15 protein-coding genes are annotated in these 16,019 nt (G+C 59.1%); 4 read left to right on the forward strand and 11 right to left on the reverse strand.

The genetic code is table 11. The annotated features are described in order from the left end of the window. Window positions 1-12: 12 nt before the first annotated feature. The 4 genes from nusB to JT51_RS03035 all read right to left on the reverse strand — a co-directional run bounded on the left by nusB (window position 13) and on the right by JT51_RS03035 (window position 2,866). On the reverse strand, window positions 13-495 hold the full coding sequence (gene nusB / locus JT51_RS03020; RefSeq protein ID WP_037307648.1) for a transcription antitermination factor NusB: 483 nt from the start codon (window positions 493-495) through the stop codon (window positions 13-15). After that, window positions 492-1,043: a 6,7-dimethyl-8-ribityllumazine synthase gene (locus JT51_RS03025; protein WP_037307651.1), complete on the reverse strand. Its 552-nt coding sequence runs from the start codon at window positions 1,041-1,043 to the stop codon at window positions 492-494. Before JT51_RS03025 ends, nusB begins: the two co-directional genes overlap by 4 nt. Window positions 1,044-1,045: 2 nt before the next feature. Continuing rightward, complete coding sequence (gene ribB / locus JT51_RS03030) at window positions 1,046-2,167, reverse strand: 3,4-dihydroxy-2-butanone-4-phosphate synthase (protein WP_037307654.1); 1,122 nt, start codon at window positions 2,165-2,167, stop codon at window positions 1,046-1,048. A gap of 111 nt (window positions 2,168-2,278) precedes the next feature. After that, window positions 2,279-2,866, reverse strand: coding sequence for a riboflavin synthase (locus tag JT51_RS03035; protein WP_037307657.1), 588 nt, complete (start codon window positions 2,864-2,866; stop codon window positions 2,279-2,281). 138 nt (window positions 2,867-3,004) lie between these two features. Here JT51_RS03035 and JT51_RS03040 point away from each other — a divergent pair, with 138 nt between their 5' ends. The 3 genes from JT51_RS03040 (at window position 3,005) to JT51_RS03050 (ending at window position 7,523) form a co-directional block, all read left to right on the forward strand. Then, the gene (locus JT51_RS03040) at window positions 3,005-4,303 is read left to right on the forward strand and encodes a capsule biosynthesis protein (RefSeq protein WP_037307661.1); all 1,299 of its coding nucleotides are present in this window, start codon (window positions 3,005-3,007) and stop codon (window positions 4,301-4,303) included. Window positions 4,304-4,428: 125 nt separating this feature from the next. Beyond that, entirely contained in the window at window positions 4,429-5,529 is a 1,101-nt protein-coding gene (locus tag JT51_RS03045) for a polysaccharide biosynthesis/export family protein (RefSeq protein ID WP_200876058.1), read from the forward strand. After that, window positions 5,529-7,523, forward strand: coding sequence for a capsular polysaccharide biosynthesis protein (locus JT51_RS03050; RefSeq protein ID WP_037307667.1), 1,995 nt, complete (start codon window positions 5,529-5,531; stop codon window positions 7,521-7,523). Before JT51_RS03045 ends, JT51_RS03050 begins: the two co-directional genes overlap by 1 nt. Here the strand turns inward: JT51_RS03050 and ribD are convergent. The 4 genes from ribD to JT51_RS03070 form a co-directional block, all read right to left on the reverse strand. Further along, window positions 7,520-8,620: a bifunctional diaminohydroxyphosphoribosylaminopyrimidine deaminase/5-amino-6-(5-phosphoribosylamino)uracil reductase RibD gene (ribD, locus tag JT51_RS03055; RefSeq protein ID WP_081894583.1), complete on the reverse strand. Its 1,101-nt coding sequence runs from the start codon at window positions 8,618-8,620 to the stop codon at window positions 7,520-7,522. The genes JT51_RS03050 and ribD overlap by 4 nt on opposite strands. After that, window positions 8,617-9,087 (reverse strand): transcriptional regulator NrdR, encoded by a 471-nt coding sequence (nrdR, locus tag JT51_RS03060; protein WP_037307671.1) that lies wholly within the window; start codon window positions 9,085-9,087, stop codon window positions 8,617-8,619. The genes ribD and nrdR overlap by 4 nt, the downstream gene beginning before the upstream one ends. Window positions 9,088-9,207: 120 nt before the next feature. Beyond that, entirely contained in the window at window positions 9,208-9,624 is a 417-nt protein-coding gene (locus JT51_RS03065) for a secondary thiamine-phosphate synthase enzyme YjbQ (RefSeq protein ID WP_037307674.1), read from the reverse strand. A 17-nt stretch (window positions 9,625-9,641) separates the two neighbouring features. Continuing rightward, window positions 9,642-10,040, reverse strand: coding sequence for a hypothetical protein (locus JT51_RS03070; RefSeq protein ID WP_037309371.1), 399 nt, complete (start codon window positions 10,038-10,040; stop codon window positions 9,642-9,644). A 274-nt stretch (window positions 10,041-10,314) separates the two neighbouring features. Between JT51_RS03070 and JT51_RS03075 the strand changes: the two genes are divergently transcribed. Then, window positions 10,315-11,334 (forward strand): helix-turn-helix domain-containing protein, encoded by a 1,020-nt coding sequence (locus tag JT51_RS03075; RefSeq protein WP_037307677.1) that lies wholly within the window; start codon window positions 10,315-10,317, stop codon window positions 11,332-11,334. 195 nt (window positions 11,335-11,529) lie between these two features. On the opposite strand, the gene rpoD is transcribed toward JT51_RS03075, so the two are convergent. From rpoD to JT51_RS03090, 3 genes are all read right to left on the reverse strand, one after another. Continuing rightward, the gene (gene rpoD / locus JT51_RS03080) at window positions 11,530-13,521 is read right to left on the reverse strand and encodes an RNA polymerase sigma factor RpoD (RefSeq protein WP_037307678.1); all 1,992 of its coding nucleotides are present in this window, start codon (window positions 13,519-13,521) and stop codon (window positions 11,530-11,532) included. A gap of 114 nt (window positions 13,522-13,635) precedes the next feature. Further along, on the reverse strand, window positions 13,636-15,585 hold the full coding sequence (dnaG, locus tag JT51_RS03085) for a DNA primase (protein ID WP_037307680.1): 1,950 nt from the start codon (window positions 15,583-15,585) through the stop codon (window positions 13,636-13,638). Between the two features lie 80 nt (window positions 15,586-15,665). Beyond that, entirely contained in the window at window positions 15,666-15,962 is a 297-nt protein-coding gene (locus tag JT51_RS03090; RefSeq protein WP_037307682.1) for a hypothetical protein, read from the reverse strand. Between the last annotated feature and the right edge of the window lie 57 nt (window positions 15,963-16,019).

The following is a 16,019-nucleotide window of genomic DNA, read 5'->3' on the forward strand; positions in this document are numbered from 1 at the left end:
CGGGTAAAGGCGTCAGAACGCCTCGGGCTGGGCCTCGCGCGCCATGTGGTCCAGTACCGCGTTGACGAATTTCGGCTCTTTGCCTTCCGGGAAAAAGGCGCGGGCTACGTCGACGAATTCGGTAATGACCACTTTGGGTGGCGTGTCGCCCTGCGTCAGTTCCGCCCCAGCTGCCCGGAAAACCGCCCGCAAGGTCGGATCAATTCGCGAGATCGGCCATTTCGCCACCAGGGCCCGATCGGTCATCTGGTCGATGGGGGCCTGATAGTTCACGGCGTCCTCGACCAGCTTGCGAAAGACGCGGATATCGCCGTCCAGCATTTCTTCGCCGTCGTAGACAGCGCCAAAGCGGTGATCCAGAAACTCGTTCACGACCTGTTCGGTCGTCTGCCCCGACTGTTCCATCTGGAACAACGCCTGCACGGCGTACAGCCGGGCGGCGGATTTCATCAGGCGTTTCTGGTTGGCCGGTTTCGGCGCGTCTTTCTGGGTCATGCTGTCGTGGATCCGTTGTTGTCGCCCGCCACAAGGATGGACTCGGACGGCGGTTTGAATCCGACACCCTTTTTCGAAGCGCCCCACTTACGGCTGAGCGCGATCAGATGCAAGGCCGCAGCGGCGGCTCCGCCACCTTTATTCATCTTTTCGGGGTTGGCGCGAACTTCGGCCTGATCATCATTTTCGACCGTCAGGATGCCGTTGCCGATGCACAGGCCCTGCAGACCCATCAATTGAATGGCCCGGCTGGAGTCATTGCACACCGTTTCATAATGCGTGGTCTCGCCACGGATGACACAGCCCAGCGCGACATAGCCGTCGAAATTGCACTGGCGGTCGGCCATGGCGATGGCGGTTGGGATTTCCAGCGCGCCGGGCACCTCGACAACCTCGCAGGTGCCGCCTGCCCCTTCGATTTCGGCCTTTGCACCGGCGACCATATTGTCGGCAATGGCGCGGTAGAACGGGGCCACTACGATCAGCAGTTTCACCGGCTTGTCGAAGGTGGGCGTCGGCAAAACGCCATGTTTGTCTTGTTCAGCCACGATCAGTCATCCTTGAGTATCGAGCGGGTTCCGACGATGGACAGGCCAAACGCGTCGAGCCCCAGATATTTCGTTTCCGGCGAATCCGTCAGCAGCACCAGTTCCTGAATACCCATCTTGGACAGAATCTGTGCGCCCAGACCGGTTTGCTTGATGGTGCGCGGGCCTTCGTCCTCGACCGCGTACAGCGAATTGCGCGGCTGGCGGAACAGGCAGACCACGCCGCGCCCTTCGGCGGCAATCTTTTCCATCGCGCGCGGCAACTCTTTGGGGGACTTCGGACCAAGGCCCAGAATGTCTGGCGCTTCGTGCAGGGCGTGGGTGCGGGTCAAAACCGGCTCGGGCGTGCTGACGTCGCCTTTGACCATCACGACATGTTCGATGCCGTGGGTCTGGTCGGTGAAAATCCGCATCTCCCAATCGCCACCATATTCCGAGGTGACGGTTTCACGCGAGGTTTCAACCACCAGATTGTCGTTACGCGAGCGATAGGTGATCAGGTCGCTGATCGTGCCGATCTTCATGTCGTGTTCTTTGGCAAAGGCCACCAGATCCGGCAGCCGCGCCATGGTGCCGTCGGGCTTCATGATCTCGCAGATCACACCCGCCGGGTTCAGGCCAGCCAGGCGCGAGATGTCCACCGCAGCCTCGGTATGTCCGGCGCGTACCAGCACCCCGCCCCGTTTTGCACGCAATGGGAAGACATGGCCGGGGGTCGCGATATGCGCCATCGTGTTCTGTTCGTTGATCGCTGTCGCCACCGTCAGCGCACGATCTGCGGCTGAGATACCCGTCGAAACCCCTTCGCGCGCCTCGATCGAGACGGTGAACGCAGTTTCATGCCGGGACGAGTTGTTCACCGCCATCATCGGCAGGGCCAGGGTATCAATGCGCTCGGCCGTCATCGGCAAGCAGATCAGGCCCCGACCATGGGTGGCCATGAAGTTGATCGCCTCGGCATCGGCAAACTCAGCCGCGATCACCAGATCGCCCTCATTCTCGCGATCTTCATGATCGACCAGAATGTACATCCGACCTTTGCGTGCCTCGTCGATTATGTCTTCGATCGGGCTGATTGCGTCGCGCAACTGGGCCTCGACCGGACCCGGGGTTTCAAAGCTCATGGGGCAGCCTTTCACAGAGCATGTTTGAACCGGTGGATAGACCACCGCGCGCTCAAAGGCCAGACCACATGCGGCACTGGCCGGTCAGGGCACGGCCAAGACGCCGGGCGCTCAGGACATCTCGGACAGGCGTGCGACGTAACGGGCCAGAGTGTCGATTTCCAGATTGACCTGCTCGCCGACAGACACGTCGCCCCAGGTCGTCACCTCTTTGGTATGCGGGATGAAATTGATCCCGAAATCGCATCCGTCCACGTCATTGACGGTCAGCGATGTTCCGTTCAGCGCAACCGACCCTTTCGGTGCGACAAATCTGGCCAGCTCTTTGGGTGCGCGCAGAGTGACGCGGGTGCTGTCCCCTTCGTCTTGCAAGGCAACCACTTCGGCCACGCCATCCACATGCCCGGATACGATGTGTCCGCCCAATTCGTCGCCAACCTTCAGGGCACGCTCAAGATTAACGCGCTTGCCAACTTTCCAGGCGTTCAGGTTGGTCTTTGATACGGTTTCAGCGCTGATCTGCACGTCATACCAGTCACCGCCCAGCGCGATCACGGTCAGGCAAACCCCGTCACTGGCAATCGACGCGCCAATCTCAATCCCCGCAGTGTCATAGCGCGTTTTGATCCGCGCCCGCAAATCGCCCTGCTGATCCAGCTCGGTGACGGTGCCGATATCGGTGACGATCCCAGTAAACATTTCGCTAACCCTTAGTTTTTAACCTAGCCCGGTACTGTATGCCGAGGTAAGGCCAAGCAACCCTTTGAACAAGCCCAACCTTGCCGCGGAAGGTGCAAACGGGCATTATTTCGTCCGAAACCAACCAGAGCAGTCTTGATGTCACCACCTTCCAATGGCCTGCCGCGCCGCAGTTTCCTGTTTCTGCAGGGACCACACGGCCCGTTCTTCAGCGCATTGGGACGTGTATTACGTTCATCCGGGGCTGAGGTCTGGCGCGTTGGGTTCAACGCAGGCGATCAGGCGTTCTGGTTTGACAAATCAACTTTCATCCCCTTCCGTGACGACCTCAATCGCTGGCCCGACAGGTTTGCCGAATTGATTGCAGACCGGGGTATTACGGATATCGTGTTATACGGTGACACACGCCCGATACACGCAAGTGCGGTTCGGATTGCCCACGAAAAGGGCCTGACCGTTCATGTGTTCGAGGAAGGGTATCTGCGTCCTTGGTGGGTCACATACGAACGGGCTGGTTCCAACGGAAACTCGTCCCTGATGTCCCTGAACGTAGATCAGATGCGGCAGGCACTGGATCAGACGGACGCGCAGATGCCGCCTCCGCCCTCTCACTGGGGCGACATGCGGCAGCACATATTCTATGGGGCGCTTTACCATTGGTTCGTTCTGTTTCTGAACCGGCGCTATCGCAATTTTCGACCGCATCGGGAACTGCCGGTCTCCAAAGAGTTCCGGCTTTACTTCAAACGCCTTGCCCTGATGCCATTTCACCGGGTTCAACGTTGGTGGGCGACGGCACGGGTGCGCAGCAGTGGGTTTCCCTATCACGTGGCCTTGCTGCAATTGGGGCATGACAGCTCGGTTCAGGCGCACTCGGACTATACGTGCATGTCCGATTTTCTGGAGCACGTGATACAGGGGTTTGCAGAAGGCGCGCCGGGCCACCACCGGCTGGTGGTCAAAGAACATCCGCTTGAAAACCATCGCGAACCCTTACGCCGCCTCGTCCGACAGATGGCGCGCACACATGGCATCGTGGACCGTGTTCACTATGTCCCGGGCGGGAAACTTGCGAGACTGCTGGACGACGCGAACTCTGCCGTCACGGTAAATTCTACCGCGGGTCAGCAGGTTTTGTGGCGCGGCATACCGCTGCGAATTTTTGGCAGATCCGTCTATGACAAGCCCGAGTTCGTTTCGCGGCAAACCATGGCTGTATTTTTTGCCAACCCGGAACCCCCAGATCAGAAAGCTTATCAAATCTATCGCCGATTTCTGCTTCGGACCAGTCAGGTGTCAGGCGGTTTCTATTCACGCCGGGGTCGGCGACAGGTGCTGAGGCGGGTGGCCGATATGATGTTGGACGCGCATGATCCCTATCAATCCGTACTGACCGACAAAGAGGCGCTAACGCCACAGTTGAAAATCGTTGAGTAAAGCAGGCCCCTTGACGCTAGAAGTCGCCCCGCGAACCGGGTAACCTGCGGCGAACAAAAGACCAGAACAAAGACGACTGAGGATACCCGGCAGTGCAGCGTTTTCCCACCCGATGGATACAAGGGATGTCCCTTGTGGCCGCCCTTGGCCTGCTGGCCGCGTGCCAGCTTCCCAAGTCAGGCCCCAACAAAAATGAAATTTTGGCCGGGTCCGTTGAAAACGGCGGCAATGCCTATGTTGTCGAAGTCGATGACCGGGTCACAAAGGCCGCGTCAGCGATCCCGCAATTCGGGTTCTCATCTTCCTTCCGCAGCGCACAGAACCTGACTGCGGATACCGTTCGCCCGGGTGACATTCTGGGCATGACGATCTGGGAAAATGTCGATGACGGGCTGCTGTCGGGTGAATTGAGCTCTGCCACGGCATTGGAACAGGTGCAGGTGGATAGCGACGGTTTCATCTTCGTGCCCTATGCCGGGCGCATTCGTGCAGCCGGAAACACGCCGGAACAGTTGCGGGCGCTGATTACCAGCAAACTTCAGGATCAGACGCCGGACCCGCAGGTCGAAGTGCGCCGCGTCGCCGGCGACGGATCGACCGTCTCGCTGACAGGAACCCTTGGCGTACCGGGCATCTACCCGATTGAGCGGCCGACACGCACATTGTCCGGCATGTTGTCACAAGCTGGCGGCGTCTCGGTGGGATCGGACATTGCGCTGGTGACCCTGATCCGCGGCAATGAACGGGGCACCGTCTGGTACGAAGACCTGTTCCGCAATCCGAAACTGGATGTCGCGCTGCGCGGCGGGGACCGCATTCTTGTCGAAGCGGACAGCCGGTCCTACGTGGCCCTTGGCGCAACCGGCGGCCAATCCCGCGTGGCGTTTGACACACAGGACCTTTCCGCGCTCGAGGCATTGGCCCAGGTTGGCGGCCTGCTATCGCTGTCCTCTGACCCGACCGGAATTTTCATTTTGCGGAATGAAAGACAGGATATCGCCCGCGATATCCTGGGTCGTTCCGATCTGCAGGGGGATCAACGAATGATTTACCTGCTGAACCTTACGGCACCAAACGGGCTGTTCATCGCGCGCGATTTCGTCATTCGCGACGATGACACGATTTATGTGACCGAAGCCCCCTATGCACAGTGGAGCAAATCCGTCTCGCTTATCGCGGGTGGCCTGACACCGCTGGCAAACGTCACCACCCTGACAGGTGGCTGATGCAACCCGAACCTACAGCCGGGGCCGCACGTTCCCGGCTGTTCGTCTATAACGGCGGATTCCTGACCGCGCGCCGCATCCGCCGCATTCTTTCCTTATCTGGCTACGACGTTCGCCTGGGCTTGCCCAAGGACGGCGACATGGTGGGGGTTTGGGGCAATAGCCCGACAGCCCATCGCGGCCTGAAGATCGCCGCCAAATACGACGCTCCGCTTCTCAGGGTAGAAGACGCGTTCCTCCGTTCGTTACATCCCGGACGGAATGGTGAGGCCCCGTTGGGCCTGCTTCTGGATCGGTCGGGGCTGCATTTCGATGCCGCGCAGCCATCAGACCTTGAAAACCTGCTGGTCACGCATCCGCTGGACAACACTGCGCTGCTTGACCGGGCGCGTGGTGGGATCGAACGAGTACGAGAAATGCACCTCAGCAAATACTCGGCCTATGACCCCAAGCTGCCGCCGCCGGACCCGGGATATGTACTGGTGGTGGATCAGGCACGCGACGACGCAGCCGTGATCGCCAGCGCAGGCGATCAGGCCCGTTTCCGCGAAATGCTGGCTGTCGCGCAAGAGGAAAACCCCGGCGCGCGCATATTGATCAAGACGCACCCCGAAACCATTGCCGGCCATCGCACCGGCTACTTCTCGGATCAGGACCTGTCGGACCGCGTTTCCATATTGGATCAACAAATCAGCCCCTGGTCTGTTCTGGACGGTGCCATTGCAGTCTATACCCTTTCCTCGCAACTGGGGTTCGAGGCGATCCTGGCGGGACACAAGCCGCGCGTATTCGGCCAGCCTTTTTATGCGGGCTGGGGCCTGACGCAGGACGAACACCATTTCCCCCGCCGTCAGCGAAACCTGACGCGGGCGCAGTTGTTTGCCGCCGCCATGATTCTGTATCCGACCTGGTACGATCCATACCGGGATCAACTGTGTGAATTCGAAACCCTGCTTGACACGCTTGAGGCGCAGACGCGCGCATGGCGGCAGGATCACAAGGGCTGGACCGCGTCCGGGATGCGGCTTTGGAAACGCAAGCATTTGCAGCGCATGTTCGGACGCGAGAAAAAGATACGCTTCACCGCTGCGCCCCCTGCTTTCCCGGACCGCCCACATATGGTGTGGGCCAGCCACGCGCGCGATGCTGAAAACGCCGTCAGGGTCGAGGATGGGTTTCTGCGGTCAGCCGGTCTGGGCGCGCAGTTGGTTCCTGCCCTTTCGCTGGCAACGGACGATCTGGGCATCTATTACGATCCGACACATCCCAGCCAGCTAGAAGGGTTGATCGCCGCCCGCGAACATCTGCGCCCGGATCAGGCGTTGCGGGCCGAGCGGCTGATCGCGCAAATTACCGCAAACGGTCTCAGCAAATACAACACCGGCGAGGCACCCCCAGCTTTGCCCGAGGGGCACCGCATTCTGGTCCCCGGTCAGGTCGAAGACGATGCCTCGATCCGGTTGGGAACCAGCGGCGTGCGCACCAACCTGGATCTTTTGCGCTCGGCGCGACAGGCCAACCCGGATGCGATCCTGATCTATAAACCGCACCCCGATGTCGAGGCAGGGCTGCGGGACGGCGTGATCGAAGACGAAGGGCTTGCGGACGTCATCGCCACCAACACCGACCCTGCTGCACTGTTGTCGCAAGTGCAGGAGGTCTGGACCATGACCTCTCTGCTTGGGTTCGAGGCCCTGCTGCGCGATGTCCGCGTCACAACGCTTGGCGCGCCATTCTACGCCGGTTGGGGTCTGACACAGGACCTTGGCACCGTGCCCGCGCGCCGCGGCGCACGCCCACCCCTGTTGGGGTTGGTTCATGCAAGCCTGATTGACTATCCCCGGTATCTGGACCCGGTGACCGGCCTGCCCTGCCCGGTCGAAGTTGTCTTGCACCGTCTGAGTGAGGGGTATGATCGCACGGGTGGCCCATCTGTGCGTCTGTTGTCCAAGCTACAGGGTGTGTTCGCCACCTATGCGCATCTGTGGCGTTAACGCAGGGCGCGTGCCCAACGGTGCAAAACATCCGGCCCGAAGGCCCGGGTTTCGATCAGATCAAACCGGGGGGCAGTATCCAGATTGTCCAACTTCAGGGCACCGATGGCGGATAGCCCTTCTGCGCCAATCGTCAGACCGGCGCTAAAGCCCACCAACTCGTCCACAAGATCCTGGGCCAGCAAGGACGCCGCCAACGCCGAACCACCTTCGCAGAACACGCGCGTCAGCCCGATTTGGCCCAGTTGCTGCAACAGGTCAGCAGCATCAATCTGATGATCCTGCAATGCGCAGGGGATCAATCGTGCGCCCAGCCCCTCCCACGCGCGTGCGCGTTCGGGGTCGGGCGACGGGCCATGGCACAGCCAAACCGGTATCTCGGCGGCACTGCGCGCCAATTGACCCATCAGCGGGATATCCAGATGGCGCGAGACGACCACCCTGACGGGCTGCGCCTCGATCCCAAGATCGCGCACCGTCAGAGAGGGATCATCAGCGCGTGCAGTTCCCGCCCCGATCATCACCGCGTCATGTCGCGCGCGCATCGCGTGTACCGCGCGCCGCGCCTTGGGTCCGGTGATCCATTGGCTATGCCCGCTGGCCGTGGCAATTCGCCCGTCAAAGCTGCTGGCGAGTTTGAGGGTTACAAAGGGGCGGCCCTGCTCGGTTTTAAGGAAAAAGCCTGCGTGATCATGGGTTGCCTGTTCAGCCAATATGCCCGTTGTGACATCAATCCCGGCCTTTTTTAACAGGTCAAATCCCTGCCCGGCCACGCGTGGATCGCTGTCTTCGATTGCAGAAACAACCCGGGACACGCCAGCCGCAATCAGCGCCTCGGCGCAGGGGGGGGTTTGGCCATGATGGGCACAGGGTTCCAGCGAGACATAGGCCGTGGCACCGCGCGCGGCCTCGCCGGCTTGCGCCAACGCCTCGGTCTCGGCGTGTGGGCGGCCACCGGGTTGGGTCCAGCCGCGCCCGACAATCCGACCGCCACGTACGATCACGCACCCGACGGAAGGGTTGGGCCAACAGGTGCCCTGTCCGCGCTGACCCAATGACAAAGCCAGCGCCATATATCGCTTATCGGTTTCGCTCACTCGTCCGTCGAAGGCTGCGGCGGGCGCAGTTCGTGGACAAACTCCTCGAAATCATCGGCCGCCTGGAAATTCTTGTACACACTCGCAAAGCGAACATAAGCCACGGTGTCAATCCGCGCCAGAGCTTCCATGACGATCTCGCCAATCTTGCTGGACGGGATATCGGTCTCACCCATGCTTTCCAGGCGCCGTACGATGCCAGAGATCATCTGATCAATACGTTCAGGATCAATGGGGCGTTTCTGCATCGAAATCCGGATCGAGCGTTCAAGCTTGTCGCGGTCGAAATCCTCGCGTTTGCCATTGGTTTTGATCACCACCAGATCGCGCAGTTGCACGCGTTCATAGGTGGTAAAGCGTCCACCGCAAGCTGGGCAAAACCGACGCCTGCGGATCGCGACGTGATCCTCTGCCGGGCGTGAATCTTTGACCTGAGTGTCGATATTTCCGCAAAACGGGCAGCGCATCCGCCGTCTCCTCGTCCCTGGTTCGGCCACTTTTTGTAAGCGCTTTGGCTTACTTATCCACAACTATAGGGCAGCCGCTAGGATTTGGGTAGTCGGAATTTTACACCGCAAGATAAAGGGTCAGGCAAAATGTGCCGCAACCCGCCGCGTATGCGCCGCGGTGCGATGTTCAAACAGATAGATACCTTGCCACATCCCCAGCGCAAGTTGGCCGGATGTAACCGGAATTGTAAGGGAAACAGGTAACAAAGCCGCCTTGATATGGGCGGGCATATCGTCAGGGCCTTCATACGTGTGCCGCAAATACGCCATTGATGGATGATCAGAGGGCGGCACCAGCCGATCAAAAAAGGCGCGCATGTCTGTTCGCACTTCGGGATCCGCGTTTTCCTGAATGACCAACGAACATGACGTGTGGCGCACGAACAGCGTCAGCAACCCATCGCATTCGACCGAGTTGAGCCAGTTTCGCACGTCCGAGGTGATTTCATACAACCCGGGGCCATGCGTCGAAATTATTAACTCGGTCTGTAGAATGCGATTTCAAGCCTCTATCAGTCAAAAATCTGACGGCGGTTGCACAGGCCATTTGCACTTTGCACGGATCTGCTTTGCCCCGCTTTGAAACCAACAGATATCGTATTGTTGTTCAGATCAACACCTTTGGGCGGTGTAATCGAGAACTGAACAGCGGTCCGACGTCCGGTGGCCTCGCTTGGGCCGTAGCCGCGCACGACATAGATCGGCTGCTGCCATCCCGCGCCCAATGTTCTGCGCGCAAAATCAGCGGCAGCACACCAGTATCCGTCCGCGTCCCGGCGGGACCGAGGGATCACCTCAAAAACCGAGTTGTTCACCGCAACCGTCTGAAAACCGTACCGGGCGGCAGACGCCGTCATCGGGACGCTTAGCGTGATTGCGGCCAGGGCTGCACATGTCACTATCTTTTTCATAACCATACTCTTTCCTATTACCAGATGATTATCGACATAGTTTACCCTGATGCCGGACAAAGGCGGTTCACAATCAATTCAATCCGCGCCTTGCTTTACGTGAACAGATGTCAGGCGCAACCAGGTCGCGCCCTGGCCATAGCCGAACGCGAAACACCGGCATTCGATGATTTGGCTATTCAGCCAGGATCAGAACCGCGGTGACGCCCATACCCAGACCACGGACCAGTTGGGAAGACGTGCAAACATTCCAGACATGCTCTAAAAACAGAGCATGGACGTCGATATCGCCCGCATCCAGTTGCTGACCAAATCGCTTGATCAACAGGCGAACGATCCCTGCTTGTCCGATCGCATACTTGAGAAATGCGATCTGAGCCGAGAGGCCATCGCCCCACCGGCAACGGTTTGCAACGCCCAGCAAGAGGCCCTGTTCGTGCGTTACGCCTGCGATGCCTTGGGCGACATCACTTTTGCGGCGCAAACCGGGATGCAATTCAAGTCATCCTCTAGCCTGACCGCGTATATCAGCAAGTATTCACGTGACTTGAAACAGGTGATCGAGAACACCTCGCGGTTTCACGGGATCATTGATCCCGCCATTTCCTTTACCCTGCGCCTCGCTGGAAACTTCGTCACAATAGAAGCGGAATGGAAAGATGCCGGATTTGCCCGTTTTCACCGGCGCACCGAATTTCTGATCTTCGCCGGTCTGGCCCGCATGAGAAGCCTGACGCAATCGAACTTTTATCCGATTGAAATGCGCTTTCAGCACGAAGTTGGCCAGAACAGCAAAAAGTTTCAGAAACTGGCTGGGTTTCCCGTTGTATTCGGGGCCGAGAGGTTGGAAATCGTGCTGGCCCCGTCAACACTCGATCTGCCTGTTCCGACCTACGACTCGCAATTGCGGGAACACCTGCTGGAATACGGCGAACACGTCCTGGCCGAGAAACACTCACCCAAGCAACGACTGCGCGCGCAGGTCGAAGGTCTTATCACGCGGTCAATGCCGGGTACGATCATCCACGCCGATGAAGCAGCCGCCAATCTGGGCATGAGCCCCAGAACCTTTGCCCGACGACTTAAAGACGAAGGCACAAGCTATCGCGAGATCGTAGAAGACCTGAGATGCGATCTGGCGCAAACCTTCATCACCAACGGAATGCCGCTGTCCGAGGTTGCCTATTCTCTGGGATATGCGGACCAACCCGCGTTTTCCACCGCATTCAAACGTTGGACAGGTCAGGCACCCAGCGCGTTCAAAAGCCGGTTGGATTTTCAGCGACCCTCTTGAGACAGGCAGCAGCCGGGGGTCGTCAGCGGCTTAGCCTCGCCCCGGCCTGTCCCATGAGTGGACATCAGGGATTTAGAAGTACCGAGGCCCCAAGCCTTGCGAGTTCTCGCCAAATTGTTCGGTAAATCGGACAACGTGATAGTCCCAAACGTTCAGGCAAAGAAAAAAGGCGCCTCGACCGAGGCGCCTTTGAACTTACTGGTCCAGGAAGGACCGCAGCTTTCGCGACCGGCTGGGATGTTTAAGCTTACGCAGCGCTTTCGCTTCGATCTGCCGGATACGTTCGCGGGTCACGCTGAACTGCTGACCAACCTCTTCCAGCGTGTGATCGGTGTTCATGCCGATGCCAAAACGCATCCGCAGAACCCGTTCTTCACGCGGCGTGAGCGAGGCAAGCACGCGGGTCGTGGTTTCCTTGAGGTTTTCCTGAATGGCACTGTCCAACGGCAGCACGGCATTCTTGTCCTCGATGAAATCGCCCAGTTGGCTGTCTTCCTCATCACCGATCGGTGTTTCAAGGCTGATCGGCTCTTTGGCGATCTTCATCACCTTGCGAACCTTCTCAAGCGGCATCTGCAACTTTTCGGCCAGTTCTTCCGGTGTCGGTTCGCGGCCGATTTCATGCAGCATCTGACGACCGGTCCGAACCAGCTTGTTGATCGTTTCGATCATATGCACCGGAATACGGATGGTACGCGCCTGATCCGCGATGGACCGCGTGATCGCCTGACGAATCCACCATGTCGCATAGGTCGAGAACTTGTACCCGCGGCGGTATTCGAACTTGTCCACCGCCTTCATCAGACCGATGTTACCTTCCTGAATAAGATCAAGGAATTGCAGGCCACGGTTCGTGTACTTTTTGGCGATTGAGATCACCAGACGCAGGTTGGCTTCGACCATTTCCTTCTTGGCCTGCCGCGCCTCTTTCTCACCCTTTTGAACCTGCTGCACGATGCGGCGGAATTCGGGGATGTCCAGACCGACATACTGACCAACCTGGGCCATGTCGTTGCGCAGTTCCTCGACCTTGTCGGTCGAGCGTTCGATGAACATCTGCCAGCCCCGGCCCGGCTTTTCGCCCATCTCGGTCAGCCAGTTCGGGTCCAGTTCGCGGCCACGATAGGCCTCAATGAACTCACGGCGGTTGATGCGGGCCTGATCCGCCAGTTTCACCATCGCGCTGTCCAGCGCCATGATGCGGCGGTTGATGCCATACAACTGGTCAATCAGCGCTTCGATCCGGTTGTTGTGCAGATGCAGCCCATTCACCAGTTCGACAATCTCGGCGCGCAGCTTCTGATAGGTCGCCTCGTCCTGCTCGCTGAACGATCCATCCTCGTTCAGCGTCGCCGAAATCCGGCTGTCCTGCATTTCCGACAGCATCGAGAAGTCGGTCGAGATCCGCTCCAACGTGGTCAGAACCTGATCTTTCAGCGCAGCTTCCATCGCGGCCAGGGACATATTGGCCTGATCGTCTTCATCGTCATCGTCGTCGCTGGCAATCGGATTTCCGTCCGCATCCAATTCCGGGCCGGAATCCTCTTTTACGGGTTTGGCGGCCTGCACTGCCGATGCGTCAACGACCGGCTCTTCGACGCCACCCTCTTCATCCAACTGGTTGCCAAAGGTGGTTTCCAGATCAATGACATCGCGCAGCAGAATGTCTTCACTCAGCAGTTCGTCGTGCCAGATGGTGATCGCCTGGAAGGTCAGCGGGCTTTCGCACAGCCCCAGGATCATGGTGTTTCGACCAGCCTCGATCCGCTTGGCGATGGCGATCTCGCCCTCGCGGCTCAGCAGTTCGACGCTGCCCATTTCGCGCAGATACATGCGCACGGGGTCGTCGGTCCGGTCCAATTTCTCGGTCTGCGATCCCGCCAGCGTCACCTCACGGTTGCTGTCGGTGGTCACCAGATCGGTCGAACCCTTGTTTTCTTCTTCCTCGGCTTCTTCATCCTCGATGATGTTGATGCCCATCTCGGACAACATCGACATCACATCCTCGATCTGTTCCGAGCTGACCTGATCAGGCGGCAGCACCTGATTAAGTTGATCGTAGGTGATGTAACCTTTTTCGCGGGCCTCGGCGATCATCTTCTTGACCTGGGCCTGGCTCATATCCAGCGAGATTTCCTGTTCCTGCTCGTCGGATTTGCGGTCTTCGTTGGTATCCTTGGCGGCCATTCAATGCTCCTGCAGGGATGGGTGATTCGTTACAGCCGAATCATTAGCGCGTAGAAGTGATTCGGCCACCCGTTTACCTGTTTTTCTTTTCCAGTGCCTTACGAAAACACCACTTTACCGGCGTTTTCGTTCGAAATTGATACCAGACATGATCGCTTTGAACGCGTCTTTCTCGTCCCGACTGATTCGCGCGCCGTTGTCGGCGACATCGAAAACGGCCTTGTCCTCGTTCTGGCTGCGGCTCGTACGGTTGCGCTCTTCAGCGGCTTGCGCCAGCCGATATGTCAGCGCCTCATCGGCCAGATCGGACAGCTCCTCCTCAGCTTCAGCAATCTCGGCATCCAACCCCCGGAGCGCTTTGATTTTCGCGAGTTCTTCGGCCAGCGTCATCTCGGCCTTTTCAACGTCGCCCGGTTTGAACACACAGGGGATCACTGCGACATGGCGAAGGGCCAGCAGGTTTTCAAGGGCCTCGGGTCCCAAAGTTTCCGCAATATGGTCTTTCAGGTTCTCGGGGTCGTCGATCGCGTGACGCAAAATGACCCGGCGCAAATCCGCATGGTCGGGATCGTGACACTCCATTTCCTCAAGTTGATGCTCGAACTGCACCACGACCTGAGGGTTCAACGCCGAAATAGCCAGAATAGCCGCCTCGCGCATACGGATGTCGGCGTTCTCGGACGATGCCAGAAACGAGGCGCGCGCGCCGGGGGTAGCGGGCATCTTGGGCGGCTGCCACTTGCCACGCGGTTGCCAAGGTCGGTTCTGCGGTTGACGCTGAGGCCGGAACAACTGCCATCGCAGGTCCTTGATCTCCTGCCCGTAATGAGACCGGATTGACGGATCACGGATCAGCTTGATCTTGTCCTTGAGGATCTTGTCCAACGCAGCCTTGCGTTCGGGGCTGTCAAAAACCTTGCCTTCGGTTTCGCGCTGCCACAGCAGCTTGACCATCGGAATGGCGCCGTCCAAAACCGCCTGCACGGCACCTGCCCCTTCGGCTCGCAGCAGGTCATCGGGGTCTTTGCCCTCGGGCATCAGGGCAAAGCGCAGGGATTTCCCGGCCTCGAGCAAAGGCAGCGCCAGATCCACGGCGCGCATCGCAGCACGCAGGCCGGCCGTGTCACCATCCAGTGCGATAATCGGTTCGTTAGAAATGCGCCACAGAAGCTGCAACTGATGTTCTGTGATCGCGGTCCCCAAGGGCGCGACGGACGCACCGAACCCGGCCTCAGCCAGCGCGATCACATCCATATACCCTTCTGCCACGATCAAAGGCTGCCCCTTGCCCGCTGCCTGACGGGCCGGACCCTGATTATAAAGACTGCGGCCCTTGTCGAACAATTCAGTCTCGGGCGAGTTCAGGTATTTCGCGTTGTCGTTGGGGTCCATCGCCCGGCCGCCAAAGGCGATACACCGCCCGCGTGGGTCACGGATCGGGTACATAATCCGGTTGCGGAAGGTGTCATAAGGTTTTTTACCCTTGTTCGACGGTTTCGCCAGCCCTGCCCCAAGGATCAGTTCTTCGGCCACATTCTTGCCACGCAGATGATCCCACAGGGCCTGCCAGCCGTCGGGGGCAAAGCCGATCTCCCAACGCTCCAGCGCCTGTGCGTCCAGCCCACGGCGGGTCAGATAATCGCGCGCCGCGCTGCCTGCACCAGTCTTGAGTTGCAGGCGAAAGAACTGCACCGCCTGCTCCATGACCTCGGCCAATTGCGCGCGCCGGTCCTGTTTCTCCTGCGCCTTGGGATCGCGCGCGGGCATCGGCATCCCGGCCTCGCGCGCCAGAATTTCGACCGCCTCGATGAACGAGACATTCTCGGTCTCTTTCACAAAGCCGATCGCGTCGCCCTTGGCATGACAGCCAAAGCAGTAATAGAACCCTTTTTGGTCATCGACGTGAAAGGACGCAGTCTTTTCGTGGTGAAACGGGCATGGCGCCCACATGTCGCCCTTACCCTGATTGGACTTGCGCGCATCCCACATGACCTTGCGCCCGACGACTTGAGACAGGCTCAGCCGGGTACGCAATTCATCCAGAAATCCAGGGGGCAGTGACATGCGTCAAACTTGGCAGAAACGGAACCCCGCGCCAAGGGGATGGCACGGGGTTGTCCACAAAGAAATGAACGCGCTGTGGATTATTGCTGCAGGCACAGCTCTAGCCAAGCCGCGCCCAGGTCTTTTTTACGCACGTTGCGCATCTTTTGCTCGTACACCCAGGGTGCGATCAGCGGGATGGCGGCGTTGTAGTTCTCGGGCCACGTGGGCCCCGCGTCGACGACAGCCTTTGGCACGTCGCGCTCCTTCACTCGGTCCAGACGGGCCTTTTGGATCGCCGCAACAACATCGGCCTGATACTGACAGCTTTGCTCTTTGGTCTCAGCCGCAGCCAATGGGGTGGCCAGAACGGCAAGGGCAAGGGCGATACGCAACATGGGGAACTCCCGGAATCATTTCGTTCGCAGCAGTTTACCCGTCACTGGCGTTACCCG

This window comes from Ruegeria halocynthiae, assembly GCF_000743705.1.
Classification (GTDB): Bacteria; Pseudomonadota; Alphaproteobacteria; order Rhodobacterales; family Rhodobacteraceae; genus Ruegeria; species Ruegeria halocynthiae_B.

What these genes read in the sequence shown, in the direction of transcription:
- JT51_RS03035 (WP_037307657.1), bottom strand. Translation starts at nt 2,866, where the DNA reads ATGTTTACTGGGATCGTCACCGATATCGGCACCGTCACCGAGCTGGAT.
- dnaG (WP_037307680.1), bottom strand. Translation starts at nt 15,585, where the DNA reads ATGTCACTGCCCCCTGGATTTCTGGATGAATTGCGTACCCGGCTGAGC.
- JT51_RS03075 (WP_037307677.1), top strand. Translation starts at nt 10,315, where the DNA reads ATGGACGTCGATATCGCCCGCATCCAGTTGCTGACCAAATCGCTTGAT.
- JT51_RS03040 (WP_037307661.1), top strand. Translation starts at nt 3,005, where the DNA reads ATGTCACCACCTTCCAATGGCCTGCCGCGCCGCAGTTTCCTGTTTCTG.
- ribB (WP_037307654.1), bottom strand. Translation starts at nt 2,167, where the DNA reads ATGAGCTTTGAAACCCCGGGTCCGGTCGAGGCCCAGTTGCGCGACGCA.
- JT51_RS03090 (WP_037307682.1), bottom strand. Translation starts at nt 15,962, where the DNA reads ATGTTGCGTATCGCCCTTGCCCTTGCCGTTCTGGCCACCCCATTGGCT.
- nrdR (WP_037307671.1), bottom strand. Translation starts at nt 9,087, where the DNA reads ATGCGCTGCCCGTTTTGCGGAAATATCGACACTCAGGTCAAAGATTCA.
- JT51_RS03045 (WP_200876058.1), top strand. Translation starts at nt 4,429, where the DNA reads ATGTCCCTTGTGGCCGCCCTTGGCCTGCTGGCCGCGTGCCAGCTTCCC.
- rpoD (WP_037307678.1), bottom strand. Translation starts at nt 13,521, where the DNA reads ATGGCCGCCAAGGATACCAACGAAGACCGCAAATCCGACGAGCAGGAA.
- JT51_RS03050 (WP_037307667.1), top strand. Translation starts at nt 5,529, where the DNA reads ATGCAACCCGAACCTACAGCCGGGGCCGCACGTTCCCGGCTGTTCGTC.
- JT51_RS03070 (WP_037309371.1), bottom strand. Translation starts at nt 10,040, where the DNA reads ATGAAAAAGATAGTGACATGTGCAGCCCTGGCCGCAATCACGCTAAGC.
- nusB (WP_037307648.1), bottom strand. Translation starts at nt 495, where the DNA reads ATGACCCAGAAAGACGCGCCGAAACCGGCCAACCAGAAACGCCTGATG.